This window comes from Hymenobacter jeollabukensis, from assembly GCF_005771675.1.
GTDB classification, from domain to species: Bacteria; Bacteroidota; Bacteroidia; order Cytophagales; family Hymenobacteraceae; genus Solirubrum; species Solirubrum jeollabukense.
The window spans coordinates 256,575-275,309 of record NZ_VAJM01000009.1 but is presented as its reverse complement, the minus strand read 5'-3'; the positions used below and the strand labels follow the sequence as shown (position 1 = coordinate 275,309).

Annotated in this window: 21 protein-coding genes; 9 read left to right on the top strand and 12 right to left on the bottom strand. The window is 64.8% G+C overall.

Going from position 1 to position 18,735, the window contains the following annotated elements:
• The first annotated feature begins 171 nt into the window (after positions 1-171).
• Positions 172-366: a hypothetical protein gene (locus FDY95_RS18095; RefSeq protein WP_138079902.1), complete on the top strand. Its 195-nt coding sequence runs from the start codon at positions 172-174 to the stop codon at positions 364-366.
• Here the strand turns inward: FDY95_RS18095 and queG are convergent.
• From queG to ruvB, 3 genes are all read right to left on the bottom strand, one after another.
• Positions 353-1,354 carry a tRNA epoxyqueuosine(34) reductase QueG gene (queG, locus tag FDY95_RS18090; protein WP_138079900.1) on the bottom strand — a complete coding sequence of 334 codons (1,002 nt, stop codon included), beginning with the start codon at positions 1,352-1,354 and terminating at the stop codon, positions 353-355. The two genes, FDY95_RS18095 and queG, sit on opposite strands and share 14 nt — an antisense overlap.
• Before the next feature lie 172 nt (positions 1,355-1,526).
• On the bottom strand, positions 1,527-1,754 hold the full coding sequence (locus tag FDY95_RS18085; protein WP_138079898.1) for a hypothetical protein: 228 nt from the start codon (positions 1,752-1,754) through the stop codon (positions 1,527-1,529).
• Between the two features lie 152 nt (positions 1,755-1,906).
• Positions 1,907-2,956 (bottom strand): Holliday junction branch migration DNA helicase RuvB, encoded by a 1,050-nt coding sequence (ruvB, locus tag FDY95_RS18080; RefSeq protein WP_138079896.1) that lies wholly within the window; start codon positions 2,954-2,956, stop codon positions 1,907-1,909.
• A gap of 215 nt (positions 2,957-3,171) precedes the next feature.
• On the opposite strand from ruvB, the gene FDY95_RS18075 reads away from it, so the two are divergent.
• Together FDY95_RS18075 and FDY95_RS18070 are read left to right on the top strand one after the other, a co-directional pair.
• Positions 3,172-4,296: a hypothetical protein gene (locus tag FDY95_RS18075; RefSeq protein WP_138079894.1), complete on the top strand. Its 1,125-nt coding sequence runs from the start codon at positions 3,172-3,174 to the stop codon at positions 4,294-4,296.
• 43 nt (positions 4,297-4,339) lie between these two features.
• Positions 4,340-5,050: a DUF3575 domain-containing protein gene (locus FDY95_RS18070; RefSeq protein ID WP_138079892.1), complete on the top strand. Its 711-nt coding sequence runs from the start codon at positions 4,340-4,342 to the stop codon at positions 5,048-5,050.
• A 29-nt stretch (positions 5,051-5,079) separates the two neighbouring features.
• Here the strand turns inward: FDY95_RS18070 and FDY95_RS18065 are convergent, their stop codons facing one another.
• On the bottom strand, positions 5,080-5,844 hold the full coding sequence (locus FDY95_RS18065) for a hypothetical protein (RefSeq protein WP_138079890.1): 765 nt from the start codon (positions 5,842-5,844) through the stop codon (positions 5,080-5,082).
• 216 nt (positions 5,845-6,060) lie between these two features.
• Here FDY95_RS18065 and FDY95_RS18060 point away from each other — a divergent pair, with 216 nt between their 5' ends.
• Positions 6,061-6,726 carry a DUF3575 domain-containing protein gene (locus FDY95_RS18060; RefSeq protein WP_171025735.1) on the top strand — a complete coding sequence of 222 codons (666 nt, stop codon included), beginning with the start codon at positions 6,061-6,063 and terminating at the stop codon, positions 6,724-6,726.
• A gap of 31 nt (positions 6,727-6,757) precedes the next feature.
• Here the strand turns inward: FDY95_RS18060 and FDY95_RS18055 are convergent, their stop codons facing one another.
• Complete coding sequence (locus tag FDY95_RS18055; protein WP_138079886.1) at positions 6,758-7,093, bottom strand: HIRAN domain-containing protein; 336 nt, start codon at positions 7,091-7,093, stop codon at positions 6,758-6,760.
• A 45-nt stretch (positions 7,094-7,138) separates the two neighbouring features.
• Entirely contained in the window at positions 7,139-7,744 is a 606-nt protein-coding gene (locus tag FDY95_RS27140; RefSeq protein WP_212744918.1) for an acyl carrier protein, read from the bottom strand.
• A gap of 94 nt (positions 7,745-7,838) precedes the next feature.
• On the opposite strand from FDY95_RS27140, the gene FDY95_RS18045 reads away from it, so the two are divergent.
• The 3 genes from FDY95_RS18045 (at position 7,839) to FDY95_RS18035 (ending at position 9,962) form a co-directional block, all read left to right on the top strand.
• Complete coding sequence (locus FDY95_RS18045; protein WP_138079884.1) at positions 7,839-8,300, top strand: DUF4268 domain-containing protein; 462 nt, start codon at positions 7,839-7,841, stop codon at positions 8,298-8,300.
• 99 nt (positions 8,301-8,399) lie between these two features.
• Positions 8,400-8,774: a DUF4177 domain-containing protein gene (locus FDY95_RS18040; RefSeq protein ID WP_171025734.1), complete on the top strand. Its 375-nt coding sequence runs from the start codon at positions 8,400-8,402 to the stop codon at positions 8,772-8,774.
• Positions 8,775-8,921: 147 nt separating this feature from the next.
• Positions 8,922-9,962, top strand: coding sequence for a hypothetical protein (locus tag FDY95_RS18035; RefSeq protein ID WP_138079881.1), 1,041 nt, complete (start codon positions 8,922-8,924; stop codon positions 9,960-9,962).
• Between the two features lie 78 nt (positions 9,963-10,040).
• On the opposite strand, the gene FDY95_RS18030 is transcribed toward FDY95_RS18035, so the two are convergent.
• The 3 genes from FDY95_RS18030 to FDY95_RS18020 all read right to left on the bottom strand — a co-directional run bounded on the left by FDY95_RS18030 (position 10,041) and on the right by FDY95_RS18020 (position 12,206).
• A complete protein-coding gene (locus FDY95_RS18030; RefSeq protein ID WP_138079879.1) occupies positions 10,041-10,448 on the bottom strand; it encodes a hypothetical protein in 408 nt (135 codons plus the stop codon).
• 102 nt (positions 10,449-10,550) lie between these two features.
• On the bottom strand, positions 10,551-10,904 hold the full coding sequence (locus FDY95_RS18025) for a hypothetical protein (RefSeq protein ID WP_138079877.1): 354 nt from the start codon (positions 10,902-10,904) through the stop codon (positions 10,551-10,553).
• Positions 10,905-10,973: 69 nt separating this feature from the next.
• Positions 10,974-12,206, bottom strand: a complete 1,233-nt coding sequence (locus FDY95_RS18020) for an acyl-CoA dehydrogenase family protein (RefSeq protein ID WP_246074071.1) — start codon at positions 12,204-12,206, stop codon at positions 10,974-10,976.
• Positions 12,207-12,384: 178 nt separating this feature from the next.
• On the opposite strand from FDY95_RS18020, the gene FDY95_RS18015 reads away from it, so the two are divergent.
• Entirely contained in the window at positions 12,385-14,121 is a 1,737-nt protein-coding gene (locus FDY95_RS18015) for an APC family permease (RefSeq protein ID WP_138079875.1), read from the top strand.
• 101 nt (positions 14,122-14,222) lie between these two features.
• Here FDY95_RS18015 and FDY95_RS18010 read toward each other — a convergent pair whose 3' ends face one another.
• Positions 14,223-14,966, bottom strand: coding sequence for a DUF2490 domain-containing protein (locus tag FDY95_RS18010; RefSeq protein ID WP_171025733.1), 744 nt, complete (start codon positions 14,964-14,966; stop codon positions 14,223-14,225).
• 158 nt (positions 14,967-15,124) lie between these two features.
• Here FDY95_RS18010 and aroC point away from each other — a divergent pair, with 158 nt between their 5' ends.
• A complete protein-coding gene (gene aroC / locus FDY95_RS18005; protein ID WP_138079872.1) occupies positions 15,125-16,204 on the top strand; it encodes a chorismate synthase in 1,080 nt (359 codons plus the stop codon).
• Between the two features lie 31 nt (positions 16,205-16,235).
• Here the strand turns inward: aroC and FDY95_RS18000 are convergent, their stop codons facing one another.
• Together FDY95_RS18000 and FDY95_RS17995 are read right to left on the bottom strand one after the other, a co-directional pair.
• Positions 16,236-17,627: an HTTM domain-containing protein gene (locus FDY95_RS18000; protein ID WP_138079870.1), complete on the bottom strand. Its 1,392-nt coding sequence runs from the start codon at positions 17,625-17,627 to the stop codon at positions 16,236-16,238.
• Positions 17,628-17,660: 33 nt separating this feature from the next.
• Positions 17,661-18,728 carry an OmpA family protein gene (locus FDY95_RS17995; RefSeq protein ID WP_171025732.1) on the bottom strand — a complete coding sequence of 356 codons (1,068 nt, stop codon included), beginning with the start codon at positions 18,726-18,728 and terminating at the stop codon, positions 17,661-17,663.
• Between the last annotated feature and the right edge of the window lie 7 nt (positions 18,729-18,735).

Genomic DNA, 18,735 nt, shown 5'->3' with positions numbered 1-18,735 from the left:
GGCCTTTTTTTTGCCCACGCCTTGCATTTTACCTCCTAATGGTTGTATCTTTCCTCGTACCGGTTAGAAAGAGCTAATGTTTGTTAGCCTTTTTCGTTCCTACACGTATAGGGATGCCGTCCGTTCTCCCAGCCCCCATCATTCCCACTTCCACTTCATTTCATTACCACGATGCTGGAATACGTAAAAACCATTCTGCTCAAGGTCAGCTTCGACGGAACGCTGTTTGAGAAAGAGCTTCGGAAGGCCCTGCGTACGCTGGTGCCCGACGAGGCCGGCCAGCTCAAGGCCTGGTGTTACCAGCAATTTGCCCGGCTCTACCGCCGGGTGCTTAACCGGGTATTCCGCCAGGTTAGCCTGACGTAGTTCCCCCTTCTTCTGTGATGATGGACGCCGGCCCCCCTGAGGCCGGCGTTTCTATTATAAATTGGATGTTGCGCTGCAGCCCCGCGTAGCCGGTGCGCTTCACGGCCGAGTGCCGAAACAGCGTCTGGAACACTTCCTGGGTGACTTCGCGCCAGTCCTGCTCGCGCATTTCCTTGAGCTGCGGGTGCGGGCTGAACTGCGCCTCCTGCGTGGGGCGGCTGAAGCGGTTCCAGGGGCACACGTCCTGGCAGATGTCGCAGCCGAAAATCCAGCTACCAAACTGCCCCTGCACTTCGGCGGGTAGCTGGTCCTTCAGCTCGATGGTGAAGTAGCTGATGCACTTGCTGCCGTCGACTACGTAGGGCTCGGTAATGGCCTGGGTGGGGCAGGCGTCGAGGCAGCGGGTGCAGCTGCCGCAGTAGTCGCGGATGGGGCCGTCGTAGGCCAGCTCCACGTCCACGATCAGCTCGGCAATGAAGTAAAACGAGCCGGCGCCGGGCGTAATCAGGTTGGAGTTCTTGCCCACCCAGCCCAGGCCGCTCTTGTTGGCCCAGGCTTTATCGAGCACCGGCGCCGAATCGACGAAGGCCCGGCCGCCCACTTCGCCGATGTGGGCCTGCATATCCCACATCAGGTGCTTGAGCTTGTCCTTGATGACGTGGTGGTAGTCGCGGCCGTAGGCGTACTTGCTGACTTTGAGCGTGTCGTCGGGCTGCTGGTCCTCCGCGGCCGGGTAGTAGTTCAGCAGCAGCGAAATCACCGACTTGGCCCCGTCGACCAGGCGGCGCGGGTCCAGGCGCTTGTCGAAGTGGTTTTCCATCCAGCGCATCTGGCCCTGCATACCCTTGCTGAGCCACTGCTCCAGCCGTGGCGCTTCCTCCTCCAGAAACTCGGCCCGCGAGATGCCACAAGCCATGAAGCCCAGCTCCGCCGCCCGGCGCTTGATGAAGCCGGTCCATTCGGCGCGGGTGAGGTCAGAGGCAAGCATGAGCACAAAGGTCGGGAAACAGCCGCATAGATGCAGGCTCCGATTCGCGACTTGCTTTGCGGAACGGACGCTAGCCCAGCCAACAAAAAAGCGCCCCGGGTAGGCACGGGCACACTTGGCAACAGGCCTAATCAAGCTTGCCGCGGAGGTAATACCTGGCGCCTTTAAAAGGCTATTTCTCCGTTACCAAATCGGAAAGACAAATCCAAAGAGAGTTCCTGACCGGATTATGATTTTCCAGACCATAATCATCCAGGTCATTCTCAAATAACACCAGCACCCGGCCATCGGAAGTGGCGGGAGCGTCTATGATTCTGCCTCGCTTGCCAATCAGCTGCCAGTAGTCCTCCCGCTTCTCCACGTCTGGATCGGCTTTAGTCGTCCCTAAAAATGATTTCATTACTACTATACCCTCTTTCATAAGGACTTCGATATTTGCTTAATCCTTCTGTTGCCGCTATCGGCCAGGTGGCTGACCTGTGAGACGCAGGCTAATAATAAGGGAGCCGACTGCATCATATTAAATACAGTCAGCTCCCTTATTACGCGGCTCTATTCCTGCGTGAACAGGTCGCCGGCCACGTTGCCGCGCATGTGCTGGGGCAGCGGGCGGCCCAAGTGGGTGTAAGCCTGCTCGGTGGCCTCACGGCCGCGCGAGGTGCGCTTGATGTAGCCCTCCTGAATCAGGAACGGCTCGTACACTTCCTCGATGGTTTCGGCTTCCTCGCCGCAAGCAGTGGCAATGGTGGTAATGCCGACCGGCCCGCCCTTGAACTTGTCGATAATGGTCGACAGGATGCGCTTATCCATGTCGTCGAGGCCTTGCGAGTCCACGTCGAGGGCGCTGAGGGCGAACTGGGCAATGTCGCGGGTGATGGTGCCGGTGCCCTTGATCTGGGCGAAGTCGCGGGTGCGGCGCAACAGGTTGTTGGCAATGCGCGGCGTACCGCGCGAGCGGCGGGCAATTTCAAAGGACGCGTCTTCGTGAATCGGCGTGCCCAGGATGTCGGCCGAGCGCTGCACGATGTCGGTGAGCAGCTTGGCGTCGTAGTACTCCAGGCGGGAGCTGATGCCGAAGCGGGCCCGCAGCGGCGCCGTGAGCATGCCCGAGCGCGTGGTGGCCCCGATGAGCGTGAACGGGCTCAGCGAAATCTGCACGGAGCGGGCGTTCGGGCCCGAGTCGAGCATAATGTCGATGCGGTAGTCCTCCATCGCCGAGTAGAGGTACTCCTCCACCACCGGGTTCAAGCGGTGAATCTCGTCGATGAAGAGCACGTCGTGCGGGTCGAGGTTGGTGAGCAGGCCCGCCAGGTCGGAGGGCTTGTCGAGCACCGGGCCGCTGGTCATCTTGATGCCCGCGCCCAGCTCGTTGGCAATGATGTGCGAAAGGGTGGTTTTGCCGAGGCCGGGAGGCCCGTGCAGCAGCACGTGGTCGAGGGCGTCGCCGCGCTGCTTGGCGGCGGCCACGAACACCTGCAGGTTGTCGACGACCTTGGCCTGACCGGCGAAGTCGGCAAAGCTCAGGGGGCGCAAGGCCTTGTCAATCTCTTTGTCGGTGGCGTTCATGTTGTCGGCGCCACCGGTCAGATATGATTCGCGCATACGGGAAAAGCGTAAAGCGGTAGGTTCAGTAGGTAAAGTAACACCAGTCGGCGGCAAATCATTTCGCCTGCACAATATTTTTAGCCAAATCTTTTCGGAGCCAAGCTTTATTTGCCAAAAATATTAGCAAATAAGTTGCATTGCAGGCTGCGAATAAGACAACGAAATGTTGCTTACCTTATCCTCTGTACCGCGTGTTCATCCGCCGTCGATATATGTCTGAACAGAGTGACGCCCCCACCGCCGCCGACGCGCTGCCGCCCGGCTTTTATGAGCGCGTAGCCCCTTTTCTGCAATTGTGCGGCATGGGCTGCCTGCAGTTCTTCAGCCGCCCCCACGACCCGCTGCCCCAGGAAATAACCGACCTGACCGGGCTGGACCTGGCCGGCACCCGCATGATTACGGCCATCAACAGCAACGACATGCTGGCCCGGCAGCTGCTGGAAGAGCCGGAGCTGTTTTACGTGTACCTGCTGGTGGGCTGCCTGGTGCTCGACGGGCCGCTGGCCGTGCCGGTGCTGCGCTTTCTGGAGCAGAGTATGCAACTCGACGCGGAGCAGACCGACGCCATCCGGGCGCACCTGCTGCCGTTTGGGGAAACCTTCGTGGAGCTGGTGGGCCGGTTTGCGGCGCACGACGACGAGGAAGCGCAGGAAGATTTGCACCTGCTGCGCCTGCAGATCGAAGGCGCCTTTGCCCGCCTGGCCGACACGCTGCAAACCACCGAGCTGCCGGACAACGCCCCCGCAGCACCAGCCGACGCGGAAGAGGAGGACGACTGGGACGAGGACGCCGAGGACGACGAAGCTGACGAGGACGACGAGCCCATTTTCGAAATCAGGTTTCGGGAAGAGCAGCTGCACATGCTGCGGCTGGCCGTGACGCTGGCGCGGGTGCTGCCCACCATTTCGGAACTGCCCTTCGCGCAGGCCGTGGCCCAGCTATCGGGCTGCACGCCGGCGGCCATTGTGTCGCTCAACGCGCGCCTGCGCGAGGCCGACGACACTGCGCCCACGCAGATGTCGTGGCACGACGTGGCCCTGCTCTACCAAAGCACGCAGGTGCTGGCCATGGCGCTGGTGTCGAACGTGCTGGACGTGCTGCGCTGGGAAGAGCACCTGAGCGAGGAGCCGCCCGCCGAAGCGCCGGCCGCCCCTGCCGATACCGCCGCCGATGATCCGGAAGCAGCGCTGACGCCGGCGGAGCGCTTCGTCCGGCGCCAGGAAATCATCTGCATGATGATAACCGGCTTCGTGGAGTGCGTGCAGGAGCACTTTGCCGACGAGCCGCGCTTGGATGAGCTACGCCAGGAAATGACCGACCTGGCGGATCTGCTATAAGTTTGTCTTTGCGGTTGAAGTCCGCGCCCGCTTCTTAATCAGTATGTCCGTGTACCGCCTGCCAGGCTTGTTATTCCTGATTTGCCTGCTGCCGCAAACCGGCCGCGGCCAGACGCCGACTGCGGCCGGGGCGCTGGTGCTGAAAGTGGCGCCGCTGAGCACCGCCGACCCGAATACCAGCTGCCTGCCGCTGAGCCTGGAATACTTCTGCTCGCCGGCCTGGAGCGTGGAGGCCAGCTACGCGCCGCGCTTCCGGCGCTGGCAGCCTGGCACCGCCCACGAAGAAAAGCTGGACTTCCGCTACACCAAGCTGCGGGCGGAAGTGCGCTATTATCCCAGCGCCGGTACCACGCCCCTCGCCTACTGGGCCGCCGAAGTATTCGTGATTCCGCAGCGCTACGACGAGCTGCGCCCCGGTCCGTTCGATCCGTACACGTATCAATACGACCCGACGCTGCGGCGGGTGGCGTACCGCAAGCAGGTGACGGGCCTGGCCGCTAAAGCCGGCGTAATGGCCCGGCTCGGGCCGCGCTGGCGGCTGGACGCCTTCGGGGGCCTGGGGCTGCGCTGGGTGCGCGTGCGCAACAACCAGGAGGCGCCCGGCCAGCGCCAGCTGGAGTTTCTGCCCAAGATTTACAGCGGCACGGAGCTGCCGGCCATCGAGCACGAGCACCACTCCCCGGGCGACTACCTGCTGCCCCACGTGGCGCTGAACGTCAAGGTGGGCTACCTGCTGCGCATCGGCACCCACTAGCAAACGAGCCCAGCCCGCACTAACTGCGGTTACGCCGTCGGGGCGGCGGTTTCCGGTAGCGGCGTTGCCGTATTGGCGGCCCGGCGCCACAGCTGCCGCAGCGACAACACGTGCGAGGTGTAGGCCACGGGCACGATGAACAGCGGCAGCCACACGAATGGAAACTGGCTGATGACCACGTTGGCCGGCTCGTTCCAGAACTGCCGGAAGGGCGTCGGGGCCGAGAGCAGAGCAATGGTGACGATGTTCAGCAGCAGCGCCAAGCCGAGCACGTTCCAGCCCACGGCCACCTGCCAGGGCCAGCTCCGGCGCGTGAAGCAGAAATACGCTACCACCGGCGCCGTCAGCCCGGTCAGCACGTCCCAGTTCAGGCCTTCGAAGGTCATCTGCCGGGGCACGGCGCCGGCCAGAAACAGCAGCCACAGCACCAGCTCCACCGCCACGCGCATGCTTTGCAGGTAGAGCAGCCCGGCACGGGGCAGCGCGTCGAGCAGGCGGCCCACGGCGGCCGAGCGCGCCAGCAGCACCGTCGCCAGCAGCGGCAGCGGCAACAGCAGCAGCAACCGGGGCGGCCGGGCGTCGAAGCTCAGGGCACCGGCAGCGGCCAGGGCAGCCGTCAGGCCCAGCCAGAAGGCCAGGGCGGCGGCGGTCAGCGGCAGGGCCCGGCGCGGGACCGGATTACCGGAGGCAGCCCCACGCAGGGCCCGGCGCAGGCCCAGCAGCACGGCGGCCAGCACCACGGCCACCACGGCTACGAACAGCCCGGCGGCCAGCAGATACAACAACGTTTTCATGGAAGTAAGAAACCTGGTGAGTGGCGTTCCAAAGCCAGGCTGGCACCTGCCCCGCCGCCTTGACCGAAATTGCCATTTCGCCGACGGAGCGGTGGCGGGTTACGGAATATACCCATTTGCCCGGCGCGCCCCGACAGCCCCCGGCGCCGGCCAAATCAGCCCCACGCGCACCACGCCAAAATGAATATCTTCCGCTCCTATCCGATACCCCGCCCAATGCTTCGTTCGCTTTCCGCGCTACTGCTGCTGCCCGGCCTCGCGCTGGCCCAAACGGAACCGCCCACGGTTCTGCGGGCCCGCACCACGCTCAAGCTGGTGCCCCTCACTTTGATCGACACGAGCACGCCCACGCTGATGCTGGGGGCCGAGTACCGGCTGCTTCCGCGCCTGAGCGTGGCCCTCGATTACGGTTACTCCATTCGCCGGCAGCCGTACAGGTATCGGTACCGCACCGACTGGCACTGCCACAAGCTGCGGGCCGAGCTGCGCTCCTACTTTGCCGAACAGGCCACCCAGGCCGGATTTTGGGCTCTGGAAGCGGCCTACGTGCCGCAGCGCTACACCCTGCGCAGCTACGACCAGGCCGAGTACTTGCACTACTTCGACCCGGCCCGGGTGCGGCGCGACGTGTGGGCGCTGGGCGCCAATGCCGGCTGGCTGTGGGGCCTGGGGCCGCACTGGCGCCTGGAGCTGGCGGGCGGGCTGGGCGCACGGCGGCGCAGCGTGCGCTACGCCGTGCAGAACGAACACGTGATGTCGCGCGGCGGCGTGTACGAGGGCCTCTTCGCCAGCGACGAAACGCCCGGCACGACGGCCTGGCTGCCGCAGCTGGCCCTGCGCTTCAAGGTTGGCTACGCCCTTGGCGCGGCCCAACGGCGCTGACGAGCCGGGCCGGGTTGGCGAAACGCCCCGGCTACTCGTGCAGCAGCACCTCGATGTTGAGGTACAGCCAGTCGTCTTCCCAGGATTTGTGGGTGAGGCGGGCGCTGATATGCTTGCCCGCGTCGAGCAGGCGGGCCACGGTTTCGTTGCGACCTTCGGGCAGGTAGCCCAGCCACACGCCGCCGGCCGCGGGCTCGGTATGCACCTGCACGGCCCAGTCATCGAAGGTGCTGTCGGCCTCGCGGCGCAGCACCAGGGGCTGGTTGATTTTCAGCTGGGGCTCGTGCTCGGCGAGGTTGTCGCGGTGCGAGGTGCCGGCGACGAGGCATTCGAGGATGACGAGCGGAGCGGCGGGGGTCGTGGGCATGGGGCGGAGGCTTAGCGGCTGCAAAATAGCAATGTAGCGGGCTTGTCAATCCATACCCAGGTCGTTGGTGATGCTGTCCTGGGGCCGAATTTCCCAGATATCGACGCCCGACTTCTCGCTGACGAGGCCGCAGACGGCGCGCAGCACGTCGTAGGCCCGGGTCAAATGGGGACCGTGGTAGAAGCGCTGGTAGTTCAGCGCCACTGTCCAGTCCACCAAATCGTCCACCGTGGCCTGCCGCCAGTCGATCCAGCGCTGGGGCTCCCGCCAGAACAGCCACCCCAGCCAGGACGTCGGCGGCACCGGCAGCCAGGGGTCGGTGAACTGGGGCAGAGCCCAGCCGAGTTGGGCGGCCAGCCGCGCCAGCAGGGGCCGCCAGTGCGCGGCCGTGGCGGGCAGCAGCTCGGCCAGTGGCGTGGTGCCGGCGGGCGGGTTGGCCAGATTCAGCGCGGCTTGCAGCTCCCGGCTCAGCGTGGCGAGGCAGTGCTGCCGCACCGGCGAGGGCGTGGCCGCGTCGCAGCCGCCGCGCAGCCGGCAGACGCCGTCGGCCAGCTGCTGCACGGTGCCCATCTGCTCGGCTTCGCGGTCGGGAATGGCGAGGCCGAAGTAGGTTTCGAGTTCATAGATCAGCTCAACGGTATCGAGGCCCATAGCACAGACAAACGCGGCGGGTGAAGCATATCGTCGGGCCAACTTACTTCGTAGGGCGCATTATACCTTCGCGCCCCGCTTAGCCTTTTCCCCGATGTACAGCAAAACCGAAGCCGCGCAGCTGCGGCAGGCGTTCTGGACCGCCTTCGGCCAATACATGCAGCCGGTGCCTTCGTCGGAAGGCCTGCCCACCAACTGGGTGAACTACAAAACCGGCCTCAAGCACGTGTTCTTCCGCCTGCACGCCGACACGCGCCGCGCCACCGTCGGCATCGACATCACCCACCCCGACGCGGGGCTGCGCGAGTTGTTTTTCGAGCAGTTTCGGGAGCTGCGGGCCCTGCTGGAAGAAACCACCGGCGAAGCCTGGACCTGGGCCGCCGACGCCGCCGACGAGTACGGCAAGCCCATCAGCCGCATCTACCAGGAGCTGACGCCGGTGAATATGTTCGACCGCAACGACTGGCCCCGGCTGATTTCCTTTTTCAAACCGCGCATCGTGGCCCTGGACGAGTTCTGGAGCACGGCGCAGTACGCGTTTGACGAACTGCGGTAACGACAAGTATTTTTTATAAATCTATCAATGCAAAGGCTTGTATTCGGCGCGGCATTGGCAATATTGCGGCATTGTTTCACCCAATTTTTCCCTTTCCGCATGAAGATTCGTTTACTCCTGTTCGCTCTGATCCTGGGTCTGGTTAGCTTCAGCCATCTGGCGCCCGCAGCTACCGCGGGCGACGGCGGCAGCTACATGATGGTTATCAGCCGCGTATCGATGGGTTTCGACGCGCAGGCCAGCATCGTGACCATACAACCCGACGGCAAGCAAGAAGTGAAAGCGGTGGATTTCAGCCGCTTCTCGGCCAAGCAGATGGCCAACAACATGACCGAAGTACACAAGGCTGCTATGACCATCGTCAACCAGTACGCCGCGCAGGGCTGGCGCATCGTCAACATCGCGCCCAGCGACGTAGCTAACGGCGGCAGCACGGTGTTCAGCCAGACGATTTACTACCTGGAGAAGAAGTAATTCTTCGCCGGCGGGGCCTGTTCGACCGTGTCGGAATCCGACAAGCAAAAGGCCGCTCTGCGCAGAGCGGCCTTTTGTCTTTCCGTGCCTGATGAATCGTTGGCCGGATCTTCTATAATTGCATTGCTTGCTTTATTTCCCTCTAGTATGTCTGCTATTTTCTCCGACGATGAACTGCCCACGGATGACAACTTTCTGGTTGATGCGGTACCAGTAGGGCTGACCTTAGCCCATGTCACCACTTCCCTGCTCTTGATGAATTCACACGACCCGCTGCCCCGCATCCTGGATCAGGAATTTGGCTTTACGGCCGAAGAGCAGGTTCGCTGCCGGAACGTGCGCGAGCTTCCCCAACTGCTGGAGGAGCTGCGCGCCGACCTGCCCGCTATGCACCGCTACTTGGTGGTGGCCCGCCTAGCCCTGGAATGCCCGCCTATCTGGGGCAAAATAGCGTCCTCCCTGCACCCCAACGATGACCCGGACGAGCAGGCAGCCGCCCTGGAGCTGAAGTACCGGAATAGCCGCCACTGCCTGGAAGCCCCGCTCCAGCTCATCCGGCGCGTGACCAGCAAGAACAGCTCCTTGACGGAAGAGCTGCACCTGCGGCAGCTGGCGCTGCAGGGTTTGTTTGCCCGTCTTGGCCATACCGTCCGCTCGGGCATGGCGCCCCGCCCAGCCCCCGGTACTCCTGCATCGGCGCCCTTCGAGTCGGTTTCGCCCGAGCTGGCCCAGCTCCTGCTGCTCGCCGTCAGCCTGATCGACCACCTCCCGTATATTTCCGACCACGGCCTGGTGCACGGTCTGCCGAGCCTGAGTTTCACGCAGGCCAGTGCCCGCCTGCCCCTGTTTCAGCGCCTGATCGGCTTGCCCCCTGACCGGGGAATCAGCCTTTCCGAAGAAGAGGCGCTGGTACTCTACCAATCCGCCCAGGTTACCCTGCTGGCCCTGCTCGTCGAGCTTACCCCCGAAGGCACCTGGGCCGACTGGGTAGCGTCCCGGATCGTAAACCCCGATCCGCCGCGGCCCTTCGTGTCCACCTACGAGCAGGACAAGCTCGATATGGTCACTACCACCGGCCCCGCTGATCTGCAGGCGTTTTGCCAGCGGGTGCAGGCGCATTTCGGAACTGAGCACCCCGACTTCGCCCAAGCCGCGGCGGAAGTTCGGGAGTTGACGGAGCTGCTGTAATCCGATTTTCCCGTTTGCTCGGCAGATGCTCAGGCTTTCAGGCGCTTTTAAAGAAACCGTAAAAACCCGCTGGTCGCTTCAGGGGCCCGTGAGCAGCAACAGAGCCTGGCCCGTGTCAGTTGTTGCCCGCAGAAAGCGGTTGAAGTCATTCTGCAATTGCTGCAATTCAGCAAGCGTATCTTCCGCCTGATCGGGGTACAGCTCGGCCGGCTGGCTGGCACTGCGCATGGCTATGGTCAGCGCCCGTACCTGAGCGGGCAGCAGCAGCCGGGCTTCGCACTCCATCAGGCATTGTTCTTCCAGCTCACCGACTACGTGGCTTTCCTCAACCAGAAGCTGCCAGGCGGCGTTGCTGCCCGCTGTCTGCGCCACTAAGACAATCCAGTCGTAATAGCGCACGTTTGGATCGGGCGCATGATTCGCCTGCTGGGCCGCATAGCCCAGGCGTTGTAAATCGGCGTAGTGCTGCTCGGATTCGGCTTTCACCTGCCGGGCCAGGGCCCGCGGATTCTGCAGAAAAAACAGGCCATCGGCGGCGCTGATGCGTCTTAGTTCACAGCTAGCTCCCATTGGGCCGCAAGATACCGCTCAGTGCCAGTTGTGGCCGCAGTGGCGGCACTGCCGGGCCTGCGGCGTACGGGCCATGCGGCCGCAATGCGGGCAGTTGTTGAGCAGCAGCTCCCCGCCGTGCTCCCGGTATATGCGCTCGGCCGTGGCTTGAAAAAACGCGTCGGGGCCGTTGGCAAGGCGACTCAGCAGTGCCTCGTCGTGGACCAGCAAGTCGCGCTCCTCCATCCACTGCCGGAAGCGCGGCCGGGACTCGGGCCGGGCCACCGCCGCCAGCTTTTGCGTGGAAACAACGTGGGTTTGCAGCCGCCGTTCAGCCGCCGTCATCAGCTGAGGGTAGTAGTTGATCAGGTAGCGGACGGTTTCCTGGTTCATGAGCACAAGAAACGAAAACGGCCGCCTCCCTGACAGGGAGGCGGCCGTTTTCAGGCTGCGACAAAAGGCTTACTTGAACGCCTGGATGCCCGTAATATCGGCCCCGGTGATGAGCAGGTGGATGTCGTGGGTGCCTTCGTAGGTGATGACCGACTCCAAGTTCATCATGTGGCGCATGATGGGGTACTCGCCGGTGATGCCCATGCCGCCGTGGATCTGGCGGGCTTCGCGGGCAATGTGCAGGGCAATTTCCACCGAGTTGCGCTTGGCCATCGAAATCTGGGCCGAGGTGGCTTTGCCGGCGTTCTTGAGCATGCCCAGGCGCCACACCATCAGCTGGGCCTTGGTAATTTCGGTAATCATTTCGGCCAGCTTCTTCTGCTGCAGCTGGAACGAGGCAATGGGCTTGCCGAACTGCTCCCGCTCCAGCGAGTATTTCAGGGCCGACTCGTAGCAGTCGATGGCCACGCCGATGGCGCCCCAGGCAATGCCGTAGCGGGCCGAGTCGAGGCAGCCGAGCGGGCCTTTGAGGCCTTCCACGTTGGGCAGCAGGTTTTCCTTGGGCACCTTCACGTTGTCGAACACCAGCTCGCCGGTGATGCTGGCGCGCAGGCTCCACTTGTTGTGGATTTCGGGGGCGGTGAAGCCTTCCATGCCTTTCTCCACGATGACGCCCTTGATGCGGCCGTTGTCGTCCTTGGCCCACACCACGGCCACCTGACTCTGGGGCGAGTTGCTGATCCACAGCTTGGCGCCGTTGAGCAGGTAGTAGTCGCCCATGTCCTTGATGGTGGTGGTCATGCCACCAGGGTTCGAGCCGTGGTCAGGCTCGGTGAGGCCGAAGCAGCCCAGCCACTCGCCGGAGGCCAGCTTGGGCAGGTACTTGCGGCGCTGCTCCTCCGAGCCGTACTGGTAGATGGGGTACATCACCAAGGAGCCTTGCACCGAGGCGGTGGAGCGCATGCCGGAGTCGCCGCGCTCGATTTCCTGCATGATCAGGCCGTAGCTGATGTAGTCGAGCCCGCCGCCGCCGTACTCGGTGGGGATGGTGGGGCCGAAGGCGCCCACTTCGCCGAACTTGCGCACGATTTCGGAGGGGAAGTGCGCCTGCTGGGCCCACTTCTCGATGTTGGGGCTGATTTCCTTCTTAACGAAGTCACGGATGCTCTGGCGGATGAGCTTGTGCTCTTCGGTGAGCAGGTCGTCGATGTCGTAGTAATCGGTGAACCCGGCGGCGTTCAGGGAGCCTTTGTTGCGCTGCACCTGGGCCTTGGGCGAGAGGACGTCGGTTTCGGAAGACATGCGTGGGATGAGTTGGGATGGGAAGCTCAAAGATAAACGATTCGGGATGCTTGGCGGGCGTTTGCGGGGTCGGGCCTGGGGTAGTTGCGGGGTTATTGGCGGAATATCTTCATCTTTTTGGCCCGGCAGCGCGTAGGCTATGCGCCGCCTGCTTCCCTCCTTTTCGCTTTCCTCTCCCATGAGCACGCATACCAAGCTGAATGAGCTGGAAGCCACTGCCATCTGCGGCAACGACATTTCCTCGTCGTGCCTCTACGTGTCGGCCCTGGCCATTACCTACGCCGGGCAGTATGCCTGGCTGGCGCTGCTGCTGGTGGCGGCGGTGCTGTTTCTGTTCCGCAAAATCTACGGTGAGGTGGTGGGCGCCCTGCCCCTCAACGGCGGGGCCTACAACGTGCTGCTGAATACCACCAGCAAAAGCAACGCCTCGCTGGCGGCGGCCCTCACCATCCTCTCCTACATGGCCACGGCGGTTATTTCGGCCAGCGAGGCCATGCACTACCTGCACACGCTCTGGGAGCCGCTGCCGGTGCTGCCGGCTACCATGGGGCTGCTCGGGCTGTTCCTGGTGCTCACGCTGCTGGGCATGTCGGAGTCGGCGAAGGTGGCGGTGGTGATTTTCCTGGTGCACCTGGCCACGCTGGTGCTGCTGGTGGGCGCCGCCACCTGGTACCTGGTCACGCACGGCCTAGATACGCTCCACCTCAACTTCCGGGCGCCGCTGCACGGCAGCCTGGGCACGGCGCTGTTCTACGGCTTCAGCGCGGCCATGCTGGGCATTTCGGGCTTCGAAAGCTCGGCCAACTTCGTGGAGGAGCAGGCGCCGGGCGTGTTTCAGAAGACGCTGCGCAACATGTGGGTGGTGGTGAGCTTCTTCAACCCAGTGCTGGCCCTGCTGGCCGTGGGCGTGCTGCCGCTGCTGACGGTGGGCCAGCACACCGAAACGCTCCTCTCCTACCTCGGCCAGGTGGCCGGGGGCCGCTGGCTGGCCGCGCTCATTTCCATCGACGCGGTGGCCGTGCTCAGCGGGGCCGTGCTCACGTCCTTCGTGGGCGTGAGCGGGCTGATGAAGCGCATGGCCCTGGACCGCATCTGGCCGCAGAGCTTTCTGAAGGAAAACCGCCGCGGCAGCAACTACATCATCCTCATCAGCTTCTTCGCGCTCTGCATCAGCATCCTGCTCATCACGCGCGGGCAGCTCGGGCCGCTGGCGGGCGTCTACACCATTTCCTTTCTCTCGGTCATGGCCTTCTTCGCCATCGGCAACTTCCTGCTGAAGGGCAAGCGGCGGCGCCTGCCCCGGCCCGTCTACGCCACCATCCCGACGGTGGTGCTGGCCCTGCTGGGCGTGGTGGTGGGGCTGTTCGGCAACATCAAGCTGCACCCCGCCCACCTCGTGACCTTCCTGCAGTATTTCGTGCCCACCATGCTGCTGGTGGTGGTGATGCTGGAGCGGGTGGCCATTCTGAAGCTGCTGCTGCACGGCATTCAGCGCCTCTCGGAGCGGTACGGCAGCTGGTCGCGCTACGGACGGCTCACGGTGCGCCGCCTGCTGCGCGAGCTGAACCAGCAGGAATTCGTGTTTTTTACCAAGGGCGACAACGTATCGAACCTCAACAAGGTGATGACCTACGTGGTGGAAAACGAATTCACCACCCGCCTGAAAATCGTGACGCTGCTGCGCGAGGGGGAGCAAGTAGCGCCCGAGCTGCTCAACGACGTGCGCGTGCTCGACCGCGCCTATGAGCAGATCGAGGTGGAATTCGTGACCCGGCAAGGCAAGTTCGGGCCCGAGCTGATCGACGAGTTGTCGCGCGAGTGGGGCATTCCGAAGAACTTCATGTTCATCGGCTCGCCCGGCGACCAGTTTCCCTACCAGATTTCGGAGCTGGGCGGCGTGCGGCTGATTATCTGACGAGTTGTGGCGCGAACTTTCAGTTCGCGTTTCGTTGAACAACACGCCTGAACGATTGTCGTGCGGCCGTCAGTAACGATACGCGAACTATAAAGCTCGCGCTATTTCCGCCGCAAATCCAGGTCGTAGGTCACGGCCACGTACAGCGTGTGGTTTCGCTCGAAGGTGCGGCCGTCGCCGTGGGCCTTCACGTGGTACATGTAGCCCAGCTCGGCGCTGCCGGCTTTGGTGAATTGCCGGCCCAGGGCGGCGTAGAGGCGGTTCTGATTGAAAGACTGGTCCACATTCCGCCCGAAGCCCACGAACAGTTCATCGTAGGCAGTCAGGTACCACTCCTTGGGGTCGACGCGGCGGCCTTGCAGGGGCAGCTGGGCGCTGAACTGGTACCGGGCGCGGTTGCTGAACGTCGGACCGGCTTCGCCTGCGCCCCGAATCCAGCGCTGCTCCAGGCGGAAGCGGTGGCCCAATGCCAGGCGCCCCAGCGTGTCGGCCAGCTGCACTTCCTCGTAGCCGCGGTGCTCCCAGCTGTGGCCTTCGGGGTACTCGCCGTAGGGATACGTGCGCAGGAACGTGTAGCCGGCCGCCGTCTGCAGCTTATCCGACCAGTGCTGATTCAGGCCCAGGCGCAGCAGCAGCTGCTGGCGCCGGGGCAGCAAATCGGCGCGGCGCAGCTGGGCTTCGGTGTGCAGACCCCAGAAGTCGGTGAGCTGATGGTCGCCGGTGTAGTTGTACCAGGTCTGGAAGGCGCGGTCCAGCCGGCGGGGCGGCGGGCTGGTTTGGGCGCGGGCGCGCTGGCTGAGGCCGAGCAGGCAGGCGAGAATCAGGCAGCGGTAAAGGCAGGGCATGGCGAACGGTAACGCCTGGCAGTACGCAGGTACGCCAGGAAAAGCCGACGACCACCCCGCTGTCATTGCGAAGCGTAGCCCCAGCAATGACATGCCGTACAGCTGTGTCATTCGCGTCAGCGCAGCACCACGGCTTTCCGCCGTCTACCTTTGCCCCCATGAGCAATTCCTACGGCACCCTGTTTCGCATCAGCACCTTCGGCGAGTCGCACGGCCCCGGCATCGGCGTGATTATCGACGGCTGCCCGGCCGGGCTGGCCGTAGAGGTGGCCGACATTCAGCACGCGCTGGACCGCCGCCGCCCGGGCCAGTCGGAGCTGACCACGCCGCGCAGCGAGGCCGATGAGGTGGAGGTGCTGTCGGGGCTGTTTGAGGGGCGGAGCACGGGCACGCCCATTGCGCTGCTGATTCGCAACCAGGACCAGCGCAGCCACGACTACTCGCACATTCAGCACGCCTACCGGCCTTCGCACGCCGACTACACCTACGACCAGAAATACGGGCACCGGGACTACCGGGGCGGGGGCCGCTCCTCGGCCCGCGAAACGGCCGCCCGCGTGGCCGCCGGGGCTGTAGCCGCCGCATTTCTGCGCCAGCACGGCATCACGGTGCAGAGCTACGTGTCGCAGGTGGGGGCGGTGGCCGTGCCGGTGGGCTACGAGCAGCTCAACCTCGCGCTCATCGACTCGAACCTGGTGCGCTGCCCCGACCCCGACACGGCCGAGCGCATGGCCCAGCTGATCCGGCAGACCCGCGACCGGCACGACACCGTGGGCGGGCTGATAACAGGCGTGGTGCGCGGCGTGCCCGCCGGCCTGGGCGAGCCGGTGTTCGACAAGCTGCACGCGGAATTGGGCAAGGCCATGCTGAGCATCAACGCCGTGAAGGGCTTCGAGTACGGTTCGGGCTTCGCGGGCACCTTGCTGTTCGGCTCGGAGCACAACGACGCTTTTTATACCGACGAGGCCGGGCAGGTGCGCACCCGTACCAACCACTCCGGCGGCATTCAGGGCGGCATCTCCAATGGGCAGGACATCTACTTCCGCGTGGCCTTCAAGCCCGTGGCCACCATTCTGCAGCCCCAGCAAACCATCGACGACCAGGGTCAGCCCATCGAGCTGGCCGGCCGAGGCCGCCACGACCCCTGCGTGCTGCCCCGCGCCGTGCCCATCGTGGATGCCATGACGGCGCTGGTGCTGGCCGATATGCTGCTGCGGGCCCGCGGGAGCCGGGTGTAGCAAGTCAGCCCGTTCATAATCCAACGGGTCTTTACCGGTCCGGATTACTTTCCTCGCCCGGCCCCGGCAGCACCCAAGGGTAGTGGCCCCAGCCGCGCCGTTGGGTAAGCAGGTTCAGCCGGGGGCTGACCAGCGGGCGGGCGGGGTGGCCGTTCAGGCTCAGGTGCGAGTCGCAGTACACGGCGACGGGTGGCAGGCCGCGCCGGCGGTAGTCCTGGGCCAGCAGGTGGGCAAACTGTAGGAGCAGATCGGGGCTGTCGACGAGCTTGCGGGCCTGGTTGGGCGTCAGGTACTGATCGGGCCAGACGGTTTCTTCGCGGCCATTGGCCAGGCGTACGCGGAAGCTGGCCGAGCCCTGCTTGGCGCGCAGCATCAGGTGCCAGCTGAAGCGGTGGCCTTCCTCGGTCCAGTGCGCGTCGGCGGGGTAAAGGAAGTGGCGCAGCGGCAGTAGCAGCTGCACCGCCACGAAAGCGGCCAGGCCGGCCAGCACCCGGCGACGCGTCGGGGCCGGGGGCAAGTTATCGGTGACCAATGCGGCCGGCTCAGTGGCAGGCACCGCGGGCAATCGGCTACGAAACCAGCGGCCGGCGAAACCGGGCAGGCGGCGCGGAAAATCGGGGGCAAAAAACAGGCTGGTGAGTAGCAGCGCCACCCACGGAAAGGTGCCCAGGCCGAACACTACCACGTTTGAGAGGTGAAACAGGGCCGCCCAGGCGAAGCCCCACACCCGGGTGCGGCGCCAGAGCAGCAGCGGCACCACCAGCGCGTCGAAGGCCAGCCCGCCGTAGCTCAGCAGCCAGGCGGTACTCGGGTGCGCCAGCAGCCCGCCGACGAGCGGGTAGTGCGCCTTAGCCGCCAGCCACACGCTGAGCGGGCGCGCGGCCAGCCAGTCGGGGTTGAGCTTGGCCAGGGCGGCAAACACGTACACTACGCCGACCTGAAAGAGAATGAGGGCCCGCATCCAGGCGGGCACCGTGGCGACGGGGGCCACGCGGCTGGCGCGCACGTCGGCGGAGGCGGCGCGGTGGGCGGGCAGCAGGGCCAGCACGGCCGCCAGCAGGGCGTAGAGGTAGAAGTGGTTGATGTACTCGGTTTCTTCCAGCAGCAGCAGGGCCACGTAGCCCAGGCTGAGCAGGGCGGCGGCCCAACGGTAGCGCCAGCCGGCGGCCACGGCCAGGCCGGCGGCCACAATCAGCGCATACAGGGCATAGATGACGCCGGCGGGCGGGTGCGGCAGCCATTCCCAGCCCAGGTAGCGCAGGTGAAAGCGCGGCGCGGTGTAGTTGCGCACCCGCCCGATGAGCAGCCCGCCGCCGTGCTCCAGGGCCAGCAGAAAGCCCGCGCCCAGGCGCAGATACACCAGCCAGGCAATGTCGACGGGGCGGAACAGGGCGCGGGTGAGGCGGGAAACGGTGGCAGCCATGCCCAAAGCTACGGGGCCAGCCCGGCCCGCAGCTTACTCCACGACCACGAATTCCACCCGGCGGTTGCGGCGGCGGTTCGGCTCGGAATCATTAGCCGCTACCGGGCGAGTGGAACCGTAGCCGGCCGTTTGGAGACGGGCCGCAGCCACGCCGTATTTCACCAGGAAGGCTTTGATGGCCTCGGCGCGCTGTTCGCTCAGGGTCTGATTCTTCTCCTCCGGCCCCTGGTTGTCGGTGTGGCCTTCCAGGCGGATGCGCAGCGCGGGCTGTCCGTTCAGGGCCGTCGCCAGCCGCGCCAGCTCGGGCTTGCTGGTGCCCAGCAGCTCCGGCTTGCCCTGCACGAAAAACACGTTGCGCAACGCCAGCCGCTGCCCGGCGTGCAGCGGCGTGGCCAGCGCCTCCGCCGCGTCGGCCGTTTCGGTGGGGGCAGGCGCGGCGGGCGGCGCGGCTGCTACCGGCGCCGGGGCGGCCGGCGGAGCGGGCTCCAGCTGCCACACCCGCAGGCGGCGCAGTCGGGCCGTGGAGCTGCGGTTGGTTTCCAGCCCGATGCCCTGCCCCCAGAGCCCGGCAAAGGCCGTTTCGGCCACCTGCTCGCCGTTGATGAAGTAGCGCACCCGGCCGCCGCGCCGCTCCAGACGCAGGGTATTCCAGCCTTTCTGGCTGATGCCGCGGGCGGTGGTGCTTTCGGGGGCGCCCCAGAAAAACGTGCCGCGCTGCCAGCCGCAGATGGACACGTGCTTGTCAGGATTGATGCCGAACAGCTGCATGTTGTACTCGTCGCGGGCACCCCAGGCCAGCGTGCCCACGTTGTTGGTGCGGTACTCCGCCTCGATGTCGAAGTCGCGGTCGGCGCGCAGCGGCACCTGAATCAGGGCCACGCGCTGGCGGTTGTTGTGGGTGTATTCCTCGCCGCTGTACTCGCCGTGCTTCAGCTCGTAGCGGGCATTGCCCAGCTCGCCCAGGGGCCAGTTGCGGCGGTTGTCCTGAAAATCCTCGTCGAGCAGCAGGCGGGGCACCAGCTGCTGGGCCGACGCCAGCCGCCCGCTCAGCAGCGCGGCTAACACCAACAGCGCCACGCGCCGGAATCGGGGTAAAGTCATCATCAGA